Annotated in this window: 20 protein-coding genes; 12 read left to right on the top strand and 8 right to left on the bottom strand. The window is 56.1% G+C overall.

Annotation, left to right across the window (positions count from 1 at the left end; all coding sequences use genetic code 11):
• Window positions 1-177: 177 nt before the first annotated feature.
• From DU506_RS18820 to pyp, 3 genes are read right to left on the bottom strand one after another with little or no spacing between them, the layout of a single operon-like run.
• Window positions 178-1728 carry an HAL/PAL/TAL family ammonia-lyase gene (locus DU506_RS18820; RefSeq protein ID WP_114488408.1) on the bottom strand — a complete coding sequence of 517 codons (1551 nt, stop codon included), beginning with the start codon at window positions 1726-1728 and terminating at the stop codon, window positions 178-180.
• A 28-nt stretch (window positions 1729-1756) separates the two neighbouring features.
• Entirely contained in the window at window positions 1757-2893 is a 1137-nt protein-coding gene (locus tag DU506_RS18815) for an AMP-binding protein (protein ID WP_114488407.1), read from the bottom strand.
• A gap of 42 nt (window positions 2894-2935) precedes the next feature.
• Window positions 2936-3313 (bottom strand): photoactive yellow protein, encoded by a 378-nt coding sequence (pyp, locus tag DU506_RS18810; RefSeq protein ID WP_114488406.1) that lies wholly within the window; start codon window positions 3311-3313, stop codon window positions 2936-2938.
• 325 nt (window positions 3314-3638) lie between these two features.
• Here pyp and DU506_RS18805 point away from each other — a divergent pair, with 325 nt between their 5' ends.
• The 3 genes from DU506_RS18805 to DU506_RS18795 all read left to right on the top strand — a co-directional run bounded on the left by DU506_RS18805 (window position 3639) and on the right by DU506_RS18795 (window position 5926).
• Window positions 3639-4241, top strand: a complete 603-nt coding sequence (locus DU506_RS18805; protein ID WP_114488405.1) for a rhodanese-like domain-containing protein — start codon at window positions 3639-3641, stop codon at window positions 4239-4241.
• A 48-nt stretch (window positions 4242-4289) separates the two neighbouring features.
• Window positions 4290-4751, top strand: a complete 462-nt coding sequence (locus DU506_RS18800) for a DsrE family protein (protein ID WP_114488404.1) — start codon at window positions 4290-4292, stop codon at window positions 4749-4751.
• A 236-nt stretch (window positions 4752-4987) separates the two neighbouring features.
• Entirely contained in the window at window positions 4988-5926 is a 939-nt protein-coding gene (locus DU506_RS18795; RefSeq protein WP_114488403.1) for a tetratricopeptide repeat protein, read from the top strand.
• Window positions 5927-5940: 14 nt separating this feature from the next.
• On the opposite strand, the gene DU506_RS18790 is transcribed toward DU506_RS18795, so the two are convergent.
• Complete coding sequence (locus DU506_RS18790; RefSeq protein WP_114488402.1) at window positions 5941-7101, bottom strand: MalY/PatB family protein; 1161 nt, start codon at window positions 7099-7101, stop codon at window positions 5941-5943.
• A gap of 39 nt (window positions 7102-7140) precedes the next feature.
• Here DU506_RS18790 and DU506_RS18785 point away from each other — a divergent pair, with 39 nt between their 5' ends.
• The 7 genes from DU506_RS18785 (at window position 7141) to DU506_RS18755 (ending at window position 11473) form a co-directional block, all read left to right on the top strand.
• Window positions 7141-7575 (top strand): hypothetical protein, encoded by a 435-nt coding sequence (locus tag DU506_RS18785; protein ID WP_114488409.1) that lies wholly within the window; start codon window positions 7141-7143, stop codon window positions 7573-7575.
• 58 nt (window positions 7576-7633) lie between these two features.
• A complete protein-coding gene (locus tag DU506_RS18780; protein WP_114488401.1) occupies window positions 7634-8452 on the top strand; it encodes a hypothetical protein in 819 nt (272 codons plus the stop codon).
• Between the two features lie 65 nt (window positions 8453-8517).
• Window positions 8518-8925, top strand: coding sequence for an acyl-CoA thioesterase (locus tag DU506_RS18775; RefSeq protein WP_114488400.1), 408 nt, complete (start codon window positions 8518-8520; stop codon window positions 8923-8925).
• Between the two features lie 43 nt (window positions 8926-8968).
• A complete protein-coding gene (locus DU506_RS18770; RefSeq protein WP_114488399.1) occupies window positions 8969-9295 on the top strand; it encodes a hypothetical protein in 327 nt (108 codons plus the stop codon).
• A complete protein-coding gene (locus DU506_RS18765; RefSeq protein ID WP_114488398.1) occupies window positions 9267-9800 on the top strand; it encodes a DUF501 domain-containing protein in 534 nt (177 codons plus the stop codon). The genes DU506_RS18770 and DU506_RS18765 overlap by 29 nt, the downstream gene beginning before the upstream one ends.
• 16 nt (window positions 9801-9816) lie before the next feature.
• Window positions 9817-10365, top strand: a complete 549-nt coding sequence (locus DU506_RS18760; protein WP_114488397.1) for an LOG family protein — start codon at window positions 9817-9819, stop codon at window positions 10363-10365.
• A gap of 136 nt (window positions 10366-10501) precedes the next feature.
• On the top strand, window positions 10502-11473 hold the full coding sequence (locus DU506_RS18755) for an NAD(P)H-quinone oxidoreductase (protein ID WP_114488396.1): 972 nt from the start codon (window positions 10502-10504) through the stop codon (window positions 11471-11473).
• On the opposite strand, the gene DU506_RS18750 is transcribed toward DU506_RS18755, so the two are convergent.
• Window positions 11470-11976: a hypothetical protein gene (locus DU506_RS18750; RefSeq protein ID WP_114488395.1), complete on the bottom strand. Its 507-nt coding sequence runs from the start codon at window positions 11974-11976 to the stop codon at window positions 11470-11472. The two genes, DU506_RS18755 and DU506_RS18750, sit on opposite strands and share 4 nt — an antisense overlap.
• Before the next feature lie 33 nt (window positions 11977-12009).
• On the bottom strand, window positions 12010-12507 hold the full coding sequence (locus tag DU506_RS18745) for a tetratricopeptide repeat protein (RefSeq protein WP_114488394.1): 498 nt from the start codon (window positions 12505-12507) through the stop codon (window positions 12010-12012).
• A 260-nt stretch (window positions 12508-12767) separates the two neighbouring features.
• Between DU506_RS18745 and DU506_RS18740 the strand changes: the two genes are divergently transcribed.
• Together DU506_RS18740 and yaaA are read left to right on the top strand one after the other, a co-directional pair.
• Window positions 12768-13799 carry an NADP(H)-dependent aldo-keto reductase gene (locus tag DU506_RS18740; protein ID WP_114488393.1) on the top strand — a complete coding sequence of 344 codons (1032 nt, stop codon included), beginning with the start codon at window positions 12768-12770 and terminating at the stop codon, window positions 13797-13799.
• A gap of 91 nt (window positions 13800-13890) precedes the next feature.
• Window positions 13891-14670 carry a peroxide stress protein YaaA gene (yaaA, locus tag DU506_RS18735; protein WP_114488392.1) on the top strand — a complete coding sequence of 260 codons (780 nt, stop codon included), beginning with the start codon at window positions 13891-13893 and terminating at the stop codon, window positions 14668-14670.
• A 46-nt stretch (window positions 14671-14716) separates the two neighbouring features.
• Here yaaA and DU506_RS18730 read toward each other — a convergent pair whose 3' ends face one another.
• Together DU506_RS18730 and DU506_RS18725 are read right to left on the bottom strand one after the other, a co-directional pair.
• A complete protein-coding gene (locus tag DU506_RS18730; RefSeq protein WP_114488391.1) occupies window positions 14717-15292 on the bottom strand; it encodes an isochorismatase family protein in 576 nt (191 codons plus the stop codon).
• 101 nt (window positions 15293-15393) lie between these two features.
• The gene (locus DU506_RS18725; RefSeq protein WP_114488390.1) at window positions 15394-15579 is read right to left on the bottom strand and encodes a hypothetical protein; all 186 of its coding nucleotides are present in this window, start codon (window positions 15577-15579) and stop codon (window positions 15394-15396) included.
• Window positions 15580-15775 lie beyond the last annotated feature (196 nt).

Here is a 15775-nt window from a genome sequence, read left to right as displayed (position 1 = left end):
TTACCTGGCAACAAAGGAAATGACCGCGGCTGCCAGGGTGTGAGTGATGATGTCGTCCAGCCTTCGACACCGCTGAGCATCGGTTTAGTTATGAGTCGTTAGGAGATTTGCGACAACCTCTTTAGGGCGAGGTAGTTGACTGCCTTGCTCCTGGGGTCATGGATGTCTGTTAGACCTCTAATCTAACAGCTCTATCAGAGAGGCTACCTCATCGGGATCAAGCAACGCTTGCGCAATGGCTTCGATCTCTTCTGCCAGCGGCCTGTCACCTCCCAGCGTTACCGCACGCTGTCGTACCCAGTGGTGCAGCGCTCGGGTTGCGGTGCTTAGGGACGGACTACCGACGATATCCACGGCCTGTGCAAGTACCAGCGCCTCGATAGCCAGAATTTGATACAACTGGGTGATACTTGTACTGGCACGGCGCGCCGCTATCGTGCCGAGCGGCACGATATCCTGATTATCGGCGTTGGTTGGTATCGACTGGATAGAGGCGGGCATAGCTTGGCTGCGAAGTTCCGCCACTAGCGACGTCGCACTAACCTGCGCGCCCATGAAACCGCTGTGCAGCCCGGTATCTCGAGGCTGCATGAAGGCTGGTAGGCCATTGTTTCTCAAAGGATCAGTAACGCGGGCGATACGCCTTTCACTGTAGAGCGCCATCTGTACCACGGCGTTATTCAGGTGATCACTGGCAAAGGCGAGGTGCTGACCAAAAAAGTTGCCGCCATGCAGGATTTCTTCCTCTTCGGGGAAAAGCAGCGGATTGTCGCTTACCGAGGCGATCTCGGTTTTCACTGTCTCGGCATGCTGTGTGCAGACATCCCAAGCGGCGCCCAGCGCCTGAGGCGCACAGCGCAGTGTATAGGCATCTTGCGGTAGCGTTTGATGGCGCGCTACGCCGTCAAGTGACGCCGGCAGCGTACGGGCATCCAGCGGCTTGAGCGCCTGACTATCGGCTGAAAGCGCCCACAGCCAGCGATGGAGTTGTTGTTGCCCAGGATACGGGCGCACGGCACCAATCTGCGGATGAAACGCCTCCCGGTGCCCTTCCAGTAACTCGGCGTAGAGCAATACCAGCAGCGTGCTGAGCTTGACCGCCCGCTGGGCCCTAACCGCATTGAGCGCAGCAATCCCGGCTGTCACGGAGGTTCCGTTGACCAGGGCAATGGCATCCTTGTTCGCTAGTATCAGCGGCTCCAACTCCAGCTGGCGATGCGCTGTTGCACTGGGCATCCAGGGGCCGCCGTTGATACTCACGCGTCCCTCGCCGCTCAGTGCTCTAGCAAGGTGCGCCAGCGGCGTCAGGTCGCCGCTGGCGCCTACAGTGCCACGGGAGGGTATTTCCGGCGTAACGGCATGCAACAGCCAGAACAGCAAACGCTCCACCAGTGCCGAGCTAACCCCCGAATGACCTCGACAGAGACTGACAAGACGCGCGGCCATCAGCGCCCGCACCTGATCGATGGCTAGTGGCTCGCCGACACCACTGCACAGGTGATACACCAGATTCTGCTGCAGTTGCACCGATTGCTCCGGCGCTACGTAAGTGGTGGCCAGCGGACCATATCCGGTGGTTACCCCGTAAATACGCTGACGACTCTCGATTCGCGCAAGCAAGAAATCATGCGCCTTTTCCACCGATTGGCGTTCCTGACGCGATAGCACCAGTGAATCGCGCCCTAGGGCCACGGCCTCCAGGCGTTCAAGCGTGAGGGATGTCAGCATGTAAAGTCCTTATCCGGATTTGGCAACGCTACCAGTTGGTCAACTTGCCCATGGTGTTTCTTGGCAGCGCTTCGCCGTAGGTGATGGAAATCGGCCGCTGCGCGGACGGCCAATCCTTCAGCGTCGCGTCAATGCGCGTGGCAATATCATCGCGTGATGCATCAACCGGTACCACGAATGCCTTGAGGCGCGTCTGACCATCGCCGGCTTGCACGGGCCTCACTGCACACTGGCTGACGTCGGACAGTGCTTCGAGCTGCTGAGCAACCGCCGTCGTGCTCACGTTAACGCCACCGATCGAGACAATATCATCGTGTCGTCCCGCCAGCGTAAAGCGACTTTTACTCCGCCATGTCACTTGGTCAGGTAATGCGACCGAGCGATTGTCCTCATGCGCCGCCACCAGCGTCTCGGAGGTTTCTCTGTGCCAGTGCGACAGCAGAGTAAATGGTTCGGCCGGACTGAAACGCGTGGCCACTCCGCCGGTTTCCGAGCTGCCGTAGATTTCCATCACCGCTGCGATTCCGTGGTGCGAAAGCGTCTCGGCAACCGCACCCGGCAGCGGTGCCGTCGAGCTGACCCCAACAACACCTTTCGGCCAGTCAGAGCGCGCCTTGGCGAGATACGCCCAGCGTGGCGGCACGGTGACGACCACATCGCCTTCTCGCAGGGGGGGGAGCGCCTTATCGGCCACAGTAACCTCCAGCCCATTGTTAGCCGGATAGGCCATCCCCAACATGAAACCGTAAAGATGGTGCAGGGGTAACCAGGCCACGACGCGCTCAGGTGTCATGCGTTCGCTAAGGCGCTGATGCAGCGCCCACGCCTCGGCTTCAATATCCGCCCAGCGGTGGTGGCACGCCTTCGGTTCACCGGTACTGCCCGAAGTGCGAAACACCAACCCCGAGGTATGCGCCACCGCCTGAGCGACAAGCTGCGACCACGCCTCCACGCTCTCTTCCATGAGCAAGCGGTCCTCTATGCCGGTCTCATGTAGGCAGAAGAATTCAGCCACACTGGAAGCCAAATAAAGACGCTCCAGCGAATCAATCGCGGGAGCATCGGGCAGGAAAGAAAGCGGAACGCCTCGGTAGGTGCTTAGCTCTGACTGCAACAACGAGCGAAGCAACTGGCTAATCAATGAGGGGGTAAGCCATGTCGACACGCACTAGCTTCCTTTTGATGTGCTTAGAATTGAGGCATTCACTTAGAGTCTCTTAACAAAGACCCAATAGCTGTCGCCGGAGATGGCCTTTTTCATATGCACCTTCACTTTGGTCGGCTGCATCTTATAGTCGAACACATACTCGAACATCGTGTTGAGATCGCCTTTCTTCACACCGTCCTTGAAGCGACCTTCGAACTCTTTTCCCTGGGTGCACGGGGCTACTTCTTTAAAGAAATTCTTGCCCATCACGCTTTTAGGGTCGCGTCCGGTGATGCCACCTTCCGCAGCGTTGTACTGCAGGATCTTGCCGTCTTTATCCAGCTGAATAGCACCGAAAGCGAGTCCATCCAGTTTTTTCGCGTCCATATCAGCCAAGCTATTTTCGATATCATCGCTGCCGAATCGCACCATCTCCATAATTCACTTCCTCAGTAAATTGCTTAAACTCAAGGTACTAGGTATTTAATTAATAACCTAAGAAAAAGTAGCAGGAATCTCAAGGGGGTGCAACACCGCTCATACAATAGCTGTAAAAGAATTAATTATTGGCTCCCTGCTTTTTCACAGCACCTTACTGGAGCTACCACGGGCGGCTTTCACGCGCCGATCTTGTTAGTGATGTTCAGCTCGAACCACTACCTTGCCACCCCTAATTTTACTCTTGCGACAAAGCACCGCATGTGGAACCTGGTTTTCTTAGCTATTCTCCATAATTAAGGTTATTAACTTAGAGGATTTGGTTATGCATAAAGTGTGCCCTACAGCACGCCGCTCTTTATCGGTTGCCATTGCTGCTGCGGCAATAGGTTGGACGGCTGTGACCCAAGCCGAAGACGCGCCAGCGTATCGTGAAACTCAACTTGGCTTGTACGTTACCGCTGAAGAAGCATATGAGCTGATGCAACAAGACGATGAGGCGCTGCTGATTGACGTGCGCGACCCCATTGAAATCAAGTTTACCGGTTTTGCGGAGCCCACCGACATTCACGTGCCATGGGTACTGGCCGACCGTACGCAGTTTGATGCTGACGCCAAGACGTGGCCAATTGCACGCAACCCGGATTTTGCAGCGCAAATCAGTGCGGCACTTGACCAGCATAATGCTGAAGAAAGCACGCCGATCATCGTCATGTGCCGCTCAGGTGCAACGCGCAGCGCGCCCGCGGCGGATCTGATTGCCGAGATGGGCTACTCCGAAGTCTATTCCGTCAGCGATGGGTTTGAAGGCGGCAAGCTGGAAGAAGGCGACTCCGCTGGCGTTCGCGCACGCAACGGCTGGCGCAATTCCGGGCTGCCGTGGAGCTATGAAATCGACCCGGATGTTGCGTGGCACGAAGGCAAATAATGTTTCAACCTGGCACCACTTTTAGCGTTTTTTATGAGGAGAGAAATAATGCGTTATTCACACTTTGCAGCAGCAACCCTAACGGCTTTCGCCCTGCCGACGCTTGCCGTTGCCGATAATCACGGCAATGCGGAAGATCAAGCGTTGATGATCGTCACCAGTGATGCTGTCCAAACCCAGAGCATGGTCATGATCTTAGGTAATGCCATGCGCGAACAAGGTACCGATTTGCATATCTTGCTGTGTGATGCCGCTGGCGACTTGGCCGTTGATGGCTATTCCAGCGCCGAAGCGATCAACACACCGCCCGGGCATCCGATGGAGCAGATCAAACCGGAAGGGCTCCTACAAATGTTGATGGGCAAGGGGGTAACGGTGGACGTTTGCGCCATCTATCTGCCCAACTCTGAGTACGGCGAAGATGACTTGTTAGACGGCGTGGGCGTGGCGGCACCGGGGCCGATGGCCGAGATGATGCGTGATCCATCTATTTCGGTTTACGACTTCTGATACGTGGCTGTTCTGCCTATCCCGGTGATAGGCAGTATCAGCCATCGCACCATGCTTGAGATTGACCGTTCGCCCGACGTTTGTCGGGCGATATCATTGACCAGGGACCATCCAAAACTTCCTCTTTTACTGGCACTATCCTTAGCATCTGATCCCGCTGAAACAAGGCCGCCCTTGAATCCGGCCGTCATCGCCTGCATATCCAGACCAAATCCATTTCTGTGCAAGGTCCTATCATGCCAATCGTTGATCCCCGTACGGGTGAGCCGCTTTCTTCACCACAAAAAGCGTCGACTCCACCCGCCGCCGATGCGGCGCAATTGCGCGCTGAAGATGTCATCATCGAGCTTGATGCTGGCAATATTCAGCAGGTACTCGAAGCCTCGATGCAGGTACCGGTATTACTCGATTGCTGGGCTCCCTGGTGTGAACCCTGCAAGACCCTGATGCCAATTCTGGAAAAGCTCGCCATCGAATATAATGGCGCCTTCCTGCTGGCAAAACTGGACGTGGAAGCCAATCCGGAAATATCCAGCCAGTTAGGGGTTCGTTCGCTGCCGGATGTGAAGCTGGTCAGCCAAGGCGGACTGGTGGATAGCTTTCAGGGAGCGTTGCCGGAAAAACAGATTCGTGAGTGGCTGGCCCGCTATTTCCCCGCCCCGGAAGATGCCCCGCCCAGCCCGGAAGACCAGGCTGCCGAAGCGCTTGCTGCAGGCGACGCCGCTACCGCGCGAGAAATTTATCAACAACTTGTCGCGCAATACCCTGAGCACTACGCCTATCAAGTAGCGTTGGCTCGCGCCTTGGTCGCTGAAGGCTCGATGGAAGATGCCCGCAGTGTCTTGGACAACCTGCCGCCGGAAGAGCGCGATGCTCCGGCTGCGCGTGGCGTACGCGCGAGTATCGCTTTCGGTGATCAGGCACTTTCTCACGCCGAGATAGACGCCATGCAAGGCCGTGACGATAGCGAAGCGCAATTCCAGCGCGCCTTGCGCCAGATCGCCGACGGCGATTACGAAACCGGCCTGGAGGGCCTGCTTACCCTGATGAAGCAGGACCGTGGCTACAACGATGATGCTGCGCGCAAAATGCTGCTACAGGTATTCGATGCACTGGGAGCCGAACACCCTCTGACCGTCGCCTACCGCCGCAAGCTATTTACCATGATGTATTGAGCCTCTGGGCAGGTTCAGCGCAGCAGTCGATCCAGGCGCGCCAACGCCGCTTCCAGTTGAACGGCGGTCGTGCCGAAATTGAGTCGTACAAACCCCGGCGCGCCGAATGCTGCTCCATCGGAAAGCGCCACCCCGACTTGCTTGAGCAATGTCTTCTGCGGGCAATCGCCCAATCCGGCCCGGCGCATATCCAGCCAGGCCAGGTAGGTGGATTGCGGTGCACTCATGCTGACGCCGGGCCAGGTCTGCACTCGTTTATCCAAGGCGTCTCGATGGTCTCGTAACACCTTGAGTAACACTTGGCGCCATGGCTCGGCGTGGCGATACGCGGCTTCCGCCGCTACCAACCCCAGCACGTTGCCATCCGGCAACAGACCCTTGGAAGCGGCAGCAAAACGCTTTCGCAAGCGTTCATCGGGAATAATCGCGCAGGCAGTGGTCAACCCCGCTAGGTTGAACGTCTTGGACGGTGCCCAGAGTGTCACAATGCGTTTCGCCAGGGCCGGAAAGGCCGCGGCCAGCGGTTGATGCCGAGCACTCTCGTCGAGCAGCAGGTCACAATGCAGCTCATCGGAGACCACCCATAAATCATGGCGCTCTACCAATTCGGCCAGGCTGGCGAGTTCAGCCTGGCTCCACACACGACCGGTGGGATTGTGGGGCTGGCACCATAGCAACAAACGAGTGGCCGGGGTTATCGCTGCTTCCAGCGCCTCAAGATCCAATCGCCATGGCTCGCCAGCGCGAACGGGGGGCGCCATGGCGGCTTGCTGAGGTAGACGCCCGGTACGAGCGGCAACGTCTAGAAAGGGTGGGTAAATGGGGGTAATGGTCAGTATACCCTCCCCCGGCTGGGTCAACGCCAGGCTGGCCAAGTGCAAGGCGGGCACCACACCGGGCAGCCACTGCTGCCACTCAGGGGCGATCTTCCAATCATAGTGCTGGGCGCTCCAATCACAGAGAACCTGCCTGAGCGAATCCGGCACTTCGCCATAACCGTACACGCCATGGGCCACACGCTGCTGTAAAGCGTCGAGCACTGCCGGTGGCGAGCGAAAATCCATATCCGCCACCCACAAGGGAAGGATATCCTCTGCATAACGGTGCCATTTCTGAGAAGGCCAACGGCCTTCAGGGTGGCGACGCTCGACAGGCGTGGCAAAATCAAATTCCATGAACCTTCCTCGCTAAGGGATACAGAGATGCATTCGACGATGCCGCAAAGTGACTTCTATGCCAAGGTGCGCCGAGGGCTACCGGCACTGCTTCACCAATGGCTGACAGTAGGCCAGGCCGATGATGACCGGCTGGCGTTACTGCTTGCGGAAACCGCCCGAGTCGCCAAGCTTGCCGAACCGGAGAGCACTCCCAGCGGAGAGACCCTGGTTGCCTGGAGCCAATCCTCGGATGCTCACGATATCCCGTTGTGGGCTCCCTGTACCGCGGTATTTCTGCTCAACCAGATGCCCGCTCGCCCAGCCCCCCACAGCGAAGCGGAAGCCTGCGCCTGGGCTTACTGCTGGCTGCGCAACCGCCAATTCAATGATATCGACGCTGCCAGAGCGGCCTTGCCCGAGCATTTGCAATCGCCTCTGGCTCACCCTCTGGAAGCGGCATGGGCCGACCAGCAAGGACTACGGCTGATTTAAACATCGGCATAAACATCATAAAGCCCTCCTCAAAACCTACAATAAAAGGATTAACGCCGTGGTAGATGTTCCCCTCAGTTGGCAATTGGCTAAATTGTGCGTTTCTATCGCATTGGTGCTGGGGCTCGGCGCTGTGGCAATCAGGGTCAGCCCACGTGTGGCAGGCTTGCTGGCAGGCTACCCCTTGGGCACCGCCTTGGCGCTATTTTTTATCGGCCTGGAAATCTCGCCTGAGTTCGCTACTCAAAGTGCCGTGCATACCCTGGCAGGCTTCACCGCCACCCTGGCCTTGGGTGGCGGCTACCTACTTTGCGGGCGGCAAGATGGCCTCAAAGGGCTGGTTGCCGGTAGCGCGGGAGGGCTTGCCGCCTGGTTAGCCATGAGCCTGATACTGACGCAATTCAGCTTTACGCGTCTGAGTGGCACCCTGTTCACGCTGGCCGCTATCGGCCTTTTCAGTTGGCTTTATCGCCAAATACCCGAGGCCCGAGTCAACGCCAGCCGTGCATTTTCGTGGCAGGCACTGGGCCTGAGAGCGGGTTTGGCGACACTGATCATTTTCACCATCACCGGCTTGGCGCACTGGCTGCCCCCCGCCTGGGCCGGTGTGCTGGCGGCATTCCCGGTCACGATGTTTCCGTTCTTGCTGATCTTGCATTTGAGCCACGGTGCGGCACCGGTAGCTACGGTGATCAAACATTACCCGATGGGTCTGGGATCGTTGCTGAGTTATACCCTCTGCGTCTCACTCACCTACTCGTCTCTGGGGCTGGCCTGGGGAACGCTTGCCGGGTTTAGTGTGGCGACCCTGTGGCTTTGGGGCTGGATGCGCTTTCAGGCGTGGAGAACCTTGCGGCTGGCCAACGCCAACACTTGACCAAGCGTTTGCTTGGGGTAATCCTGAACGCCTGTTACGTCATTCATAACAAGGACAATCTCCCTATGTTCACACGCACCATCGAACCTGCCTTCTACGACACCGACGCGCTGGGCCATATCAATAACACTCGCCTGCCGGCATGGTTCGAGCTGGCCCGCAACGATCTATTCAAACTGTTTACCCCGGACCTTGATCCAAAAAAATGGCGGCTGATCATTGCCCGCATGGAAATCGACTACCGCGCCGAACTGTTTTACGGTCATGACATCGAACTTCGTACCTATTTGTCACGGCTGGGCAATAGCTCCTTCGTGGTCACACAGGAAGCACGTCAACACGGCAAACTGACCAATCTTGGCCACGCTGTGATGGTGCACTACGATCATCAGGAAAAATGCTCCGTCCCCATCGAAGGCGAGCTTCGTCAAGCACTTGAAGCACACCTCCAGGAGGCACCGGCATCTCTCTAAGCCATCTTCGCCCCGGCACCCCGGGGCCATTCAGGAGCCACGCATGGCGATTCGTTACACATTGTGGCTAGACCCCGACAACACGCTTTTGCATCGCACCGTCGAGGCCGAGCTGGAACGTTTTTTCATGGAACGCTTCGCCGATTACCCTCATATCCGCTTGTTCGGTGCCGACCCCTACGATTATGATTCGCCGTTCAATCGCCTTTATGATGTCTTGATGGCGCGCGCAGCGGACTATGCGGAGCGACATTGGCGATACATTGCCAGTCCCGAGCAGCTTAATCGCTGTTTCTTTCGCGCCGTCGGGCGTTCAAACAAGTTTGTAAGAGACCCCAACGATGGTGATTCGAACCAATCAAGCTCCTGATGCTCGCCAGCTGGCAATTATCGCCGAACAGCTGGGCCGTGCCCCACGTGGCATAGAGGCCGTCGTCGCCAGCGATGGTAACGGCACACCCTTGGTCCTGCGTATGGCGCCCATTATCGATGACAAGCCGTTTCCTACCCTTTACTGGTTGTGCTCTGAGCGCTTGAAGGTCGAAATTTCGCACATTGAAGCCGATGGAGTGATCAAACAACTGGAACAGCGCCTGCAACAGGAGCCTGAATTTCTGGCGGCGTATCATCAAAGCCATCGCGCTTACGTAGCTGATCGTTGGGCGTTCATGAGTGAGTCCCAAAAAGCTGAGGTGGCACGCCTAGGCTATACGCAAGTACTGACCCGACGGGGAATCGGGGGCATCAGTAACTGGGATCAGGTACGCTGCCTGCATACCCAGTATGCCCATTATCTGGGCAGTAACATTGTGGGTGACAATGTCATCGGTCAATGGATGGACGCACACTACCCAGTCACTCAATGCCTGCCTTGAAAGGATAGTTATCACCATGTCGCGAATCTGTGTGTACCTAGGCTCCCGGGAGGGCCACGACCCCGCATTTCGCCAAGCGGCTCGAACACTCGGACACAGTCTGGTCGAGCGTGGACACACCCTGGTCTACGGCGGCGCGCGAATCGGGCTGATGGGTGAACTGGCCAATAGCGTGCTGGAAGCCGGGGGTGAGGTTACCGGGGTGATGCCAACGCACCTGGTTGATCGTGAACAGGCTCACCTGGGCCTGACTCGGTTAATTCGCGTTACCGACATGCATGAGCGTAAAGCCAGCATGGCGGCTCATGCGGATGCCTTCGTTGCTCTTCCTGGGGGCATCGGTACTTTCGAAGAATTGTTTGAAGTCTGGACCTGGGGTTATCTGGGGCTGCATGACAAGCCGCTTAGCCTGCTCAACATCAACGATTTCTACACACCGCTTTTGACCTTTTTGGATGCCACGGTAACGCAAGGCTTCATGGCCACGGCTACCCGCGACATGCTGATGGATGCGGAGACGCCTCAAACCTTGCTTGACGCTCTGGAAATGCATCTGCAAGGCTAATGCTGCCTTGTTCTCCAGGTTTTTATTGGCCAGAGCTTTATTGGTCAGAGCTTTATTGTCTTGGTCTTTACTGCCCAAGCTACTTCCAAGCTCTTGCTTTAAACCGACAGCCAAGGCAAAACAAGGAGTGCCTACTATGTATGCCATCTGTGTAGACAACCAACAGCTTGCCTGGCGCGAGGTTCCGGCTCCTAGCGGCCCTGCTGCTCAAGAGGTGAGAATCCGTGTCGCTTGGGCGGGCGTCAATCGCGCTGACCTGATGCAGCGTGCGGGCCACTATCCTCCTCCCCCGGGAGCCAGCGAAATCCTGGGACTGGAAGTCAGTGGTAGCGTAATCGAAACGGGACCTGATGTTAGTCGCTTCCGTCCTGGTGACCGGGTATGCGCGCTGCTTGCCGGTGGCGGCTACGCCGAAGAGGTGGTCGTCGATGCCCGGCAGGTACTCCCCCTGCCGCCTGCGATCAGCTTGCGCGACGCTGCCGCCCTACCCGAAGTATTTGCCACTGCCTGGCTCAATCTTTTCATGGAAGGCAATCTGCGCACTCATGAGTGTGTACTCCTGCACGCGGGTGCCAGCGGGGTGGGTACCGCTGCCATTCAGCTATGCCGTGCCTTCGAGCATCCCTGTTTTGTCACCGTCGGCAGCGCAGAAAAACTCGCGGCTTGCCGTGCCTTGGGGGCGGATGCTGGCTGGAATCGCCATGATGGAAGCTTTGTCGAGGCGGTCAAATCCTGGGGCGGCGCGGACGTGATTCTGGATACGGTGGGAGCGAGCTACCTGGCGGATAATCAGAAGGTGCTCAATGCCGATGGGCGACTGGTGCTGATCGGGCTGATGGGCGGTAGAACTGCCGAGCTGGACATGGGGCGCATGTTGATGAAACGTCAGCGATTCATTGGCTCAACATTACGTGCCAAACCACCCGCTGCCAAGGGCACCATTCTGGATGCTCTCTATTCCCACGTCTGGCCACGTTTGACAACTGGCGAACTCAAGCCGCTGGTGGACCGCACTTGGTCAATCGAAGAGGCTGAGGCCGCTCATCAGTATCTGCAACAAGATGCCAACATCGGCAAGGTATTGCTTTGCGTCAACGGCGAAGGTTAATCGTTTTCGATCAACTTGCATGTTCGCTGGTAGGTCAATTGCAGCAATCGGGCATCTTCGCCTGCCCGATGACGATGGATACCACATTCGGTAATGATGGCTTCCTTGGTGTCACTCCACATGGCCTGTTGTGCTTCATTGAGCAGGATGCGTAGTGCCTCGAGACGAAAATGTGGCAACATGCCGGCATGGTGGAACAGCAAGGATAGCCAGGTGTTGTCATACCCCCAGCTGTCACTGTATGCCTTGTCTATCCCTTCCATTTCATCATTGAGCCAACACGCCACTTGGCGCACCGGGTAGCCTTCACGTATCAAGCGTTCCCGGGGGATGCCATGCAACAATTCAGCTTTAGGGTCCCAGTGCGTCCACTCATCCAAGGGCTGAATCAAAAAGGCACAACTACTTCCATCAGCTCTTGCCAGGCCGATTTCAATGGGATAACTGCCACGTCCAAATCCGGACGCCTCAATATCCAGCACTGTTGGTAGCGTCTCGGACACAGGATACCTTATCCATTAAAAGCTGATGATGAGTCAGAAAGCGGAAGCAGATTGTGTATCCTGCTCTCTATCAGCCTGATGATGCCAAAAAGTAGATTTCTCGTTATCGACCGCCAATCCCAGCTCACCATGGCGATACGCTCGAGCCAGTCGTTCGGCGGCAAGGTAATGGCCGGCCTGTGCTGCCCGCGCATACCAAGTGACGGCATAGTCTTCCCGGCGTGGGTATTGTACACACCCATGCTCGTATATCTGTGCGACCTGGTACTGTGCCTTGAGATCCCCGGCATGAGCGGCTTCGATCACATAGCGTGCCCCACGTGCCTTGTCCTGCGGTGACAGACTTCGGTGAAACAGGATATGCCCATAAACCGATAATGCGACGGGGTGACCTGCCTCTGCACAGCGCTTGAACAAACGCATGGTTAAACGCTGCGCACGTGGCGAGCGCGGCAACAACCAACGATTATGAAATAGCCTCTCGGCGAGACCGTACTCAAACCGAATAAACAATGATGCTGGCTGGGACATGGCAAACCATCCTGCCTTTGAATCTGATTACCTTGGACCAGGGACGCTTCAACAATGCGCGGACTCCTTGTCCGTCAATCGCCTGATCACATGAGTCGCCAGCGGTAGCTGCCGGCGGATGGGGTCGCAAGCATACGCCCGCCTCGCCAGCGACTCAACCCCTGCTTGATTTGCTGGTTACGCAGCCTCCCGTTACCATGCATGACGGACACGGCACCGCAGCCATTCAAGGCACAACCACCGCCTCAAGGAGTTCAGGAATGCAGACGCGCCCTCTCGGTAAAACTGGCATTGAAGTTAGTCGACTCTGCCTTGGCACCATGACCTTCGGTGAGCAAAACAGTGAAGCTGATGCACACGAACAACTTGATCGTGCGGTGACCTTTGGTATCAACTTCATCGATACCGCTGAAATGTACCCCGTTCCTCCCAAAGCGGAAACCCAAGGCCTGACGGAAACTTATATCGGTAACTGGCTCAAAGCTCGCGGGTCAAGAGACGATATCATCCTGGCCAGCAAGGTAACCGGACCGGGCATGGATTATCTTCGCGGTGGCTCACGCCTGACGCGCCACCAAATTCTCCAGGCCGCCGATGAAAACCTCAAACGGCTAAAAACAGATTACATAGACCTCTACCAGTTACATTGGCCGGATCGCAACACCAATTTTTTCGGCAAGCTCGATTATCGCCACGACAAGGAAGAGGATGCCGTGGCGCTGGAAGAAAGTTTAGGAGCATTGAAAGAGCTGGTCGATGCCGGCAAGGTTCGTGCCATTGGTCTTTCTAACGAAACGCCTTGGGGCGTCATGCGCGCACTACACTTGGCCGACACCATGGGCCTGCCCAGGGTAGCCTCCATTCAGAACCCGTATAACTTGCTTAACCGCAGCTTTGAAGTCGGTTTGGCCGAAATAGCCCATCGAGAAGACGTCGGACTGTTGGCTTACTCACCCTTGGGATTCGGTGTGCTTTCCGGCAAGTATCTGGATGGGGCTCGACCTGAAAATGCCCGTCTCACCCTGTTTGAACGCTTTCAGCGTTATACGTCCCCTCAAGCTGAGGCAGCTACACGCGCCTATATCGAGTTGGCCCGTGAGCATGGCCTGGACCCTGCTCAAATGGCACTGGCCTTTGTCAATTCACGCGGATTTCTTACCAGCAATATTATCGGTGCCACCAGCATGGAACAGCTGGAAAGCAACCTGGAAAGCGAAAGTTTGAAACTTGACAGTGAAGTGCTTGAGGCTATCGATGCCATTCATCAACGTATGCCGAACCCGTGCCCCTGAACACACTATCGCTCTGATAGCCTTGGAGATAGCCCCGGACTAAGCCGGGGCTTGATATACTCTTGTCTTTGCGTCGCCACAGGAGTTTTCCATGCTGAGCGTGATATCGCCTGCCAAGACCCTCGATTTCGAGACCCCCGCCACTACTAATCATGTCACTCAGCCGGATTTTCTCGAACATAGCCAGCAGATAGTCGATATCCTGAGAGATTACTCACCTCACCAGTTAGGCCAGCTCATGGGCATAAGTGATAAGCTGGCCGGCCTCAATGCGGCACGTTTTGCTCAATGGCAGTTGCCGTTCGATCTGGAAAATGCCAAACCTGCCGCTCAAGCCTTTCAAGGTGATGTTTACACCGGTCTGGAAGCAGAGACATTCACTGAGAGTGACAACCGTTTTGCTCAAGACCACCTGCGCATCCTTTCAGGACTTTACGGCCTGTTGCGTCCCTTAGATCTGATTCAGCCATATCGTCTGGAAATGGGTACCAAGCTGCCTAACCCAGCAGGCAAGGATCTCTACGCCTACTGGAAATCTCAGCTAACGCAGCCACTCCAAGAAGCTATCCAGGCCAGTGGCTCACCCGCCCTTATCAACTTGGCATCAAATGAATATTTCAAGGCTATCGACACGAAAGCCCTTGAGGCCCGCGTGATTACACCGGTCTTCAAGGATGAAAAAAATGGCGGTTACAAGATCATCAGTTTTTATGCTAAAAAAGCGCGCGGCCTGATGGGGGCGTGGATCATCCGGCAACGGCTAAACGACCCAGAAGGACTCAAGGAGTTCGACGTGGCAGGCTATCGTTATAACGCTGCCATGTCGGAAGCAAATACCTATGTCTTTACGCGTGACGAAACCAGCCGCTAATTCCTTGCTCGTAGAAAAACGTAATGGCCAGGAAAAGCGTGATGGGTTAGAAAAAACGTAACGGGCGAGCCGAACGTGGCTTCAAGAATTCCTGATGAACTTGCTTGAAGGTTGGCGTGTCGCAACGATGCAACCATTCATAGGCCACCATATCGGCACTGACCGCCACAGCACCTGCCTGACAGGCGCGCTGGCGGGCCAATTGAGCTTCTTCCATGCGGCGGCTGGCGGTGGCTTCCGTCAGCCAGTAGACCTCGTAACCTGCCGCCAACAGGCCTAGCCCTGTCTGCAATACGCAAATATGCGCTTCGGTGCCACACAGAACAATCTGGGTCCGGCCGGTTTCGCGCAAAACTTCACCAAACTCGGTTTCCGCCATGATGCCGAAATGACACTTTTTCCATAACCGGTAATCTTGCAAGGCGCCCAGCAAGTTAGTCGCTGTTCCGCCAAGTTTTTCAGGATACTGTTCGGTCACCCATACCGGCACGTCCAACGTTTCGGCGACTCTTCCCATCCAGGCAGCCTCTTCCACCGCCTGAGCGCCTCCGTCGATGACTGGAACCAAACCCGCCTGGAAATCAACCATCAACATCAGGCTCTTTTCTCGGTTCAGCAACATGCTGATGCTCCTTTTTTATCTTTATTGGCAACCAGACGAAAAGTTAACGACACGACCCACCTGCCTGTCAAATAACGTGCTCAAAACAAAAGCTCTTAACCTTATTCAGCAGCATTTTTTATATCTTCGCCCAACCCTTCGATGCTATCACCTGTTTCCTGCATTGCCTCGTCAAGCTGCTGTCCTGCTTTCTCTGCCGGCCCGGGTTCATCCTGACAAGCTGTTAGCCCAGCAGTCAGTATGCTAACCAACAGGATAAGAATCAGTTTATGCAATATTTTACTCATGTTTGTCTCTTTCGCTTTTGAAGATACCTAGAGGATACCACTTTTGTGAGTCAGGACCTTCTTGAATACAAGGCAAAAAAAAATCCCCCGGGGCGATTAGCCTCGGGGGATTTTTTTGGGATAGGTGCCTGACGATGACCTACTCTCGCATGGGGAGACCCCACACTACCATCGGCGCGGAACGGTTTCACGACTG

This window comes from Vreelandella rituensis (assembly GCF_003336665.1).
GTDB lineage: Bacteria > Pseudomonadota > Gammaproteobacteria > Pseudomonadales > Halomonadaceae > Vreelandella > Vreelandella rituensis.
This window is presented reverse-complemented; position numbering and strand designations above follow the sequence as displayed.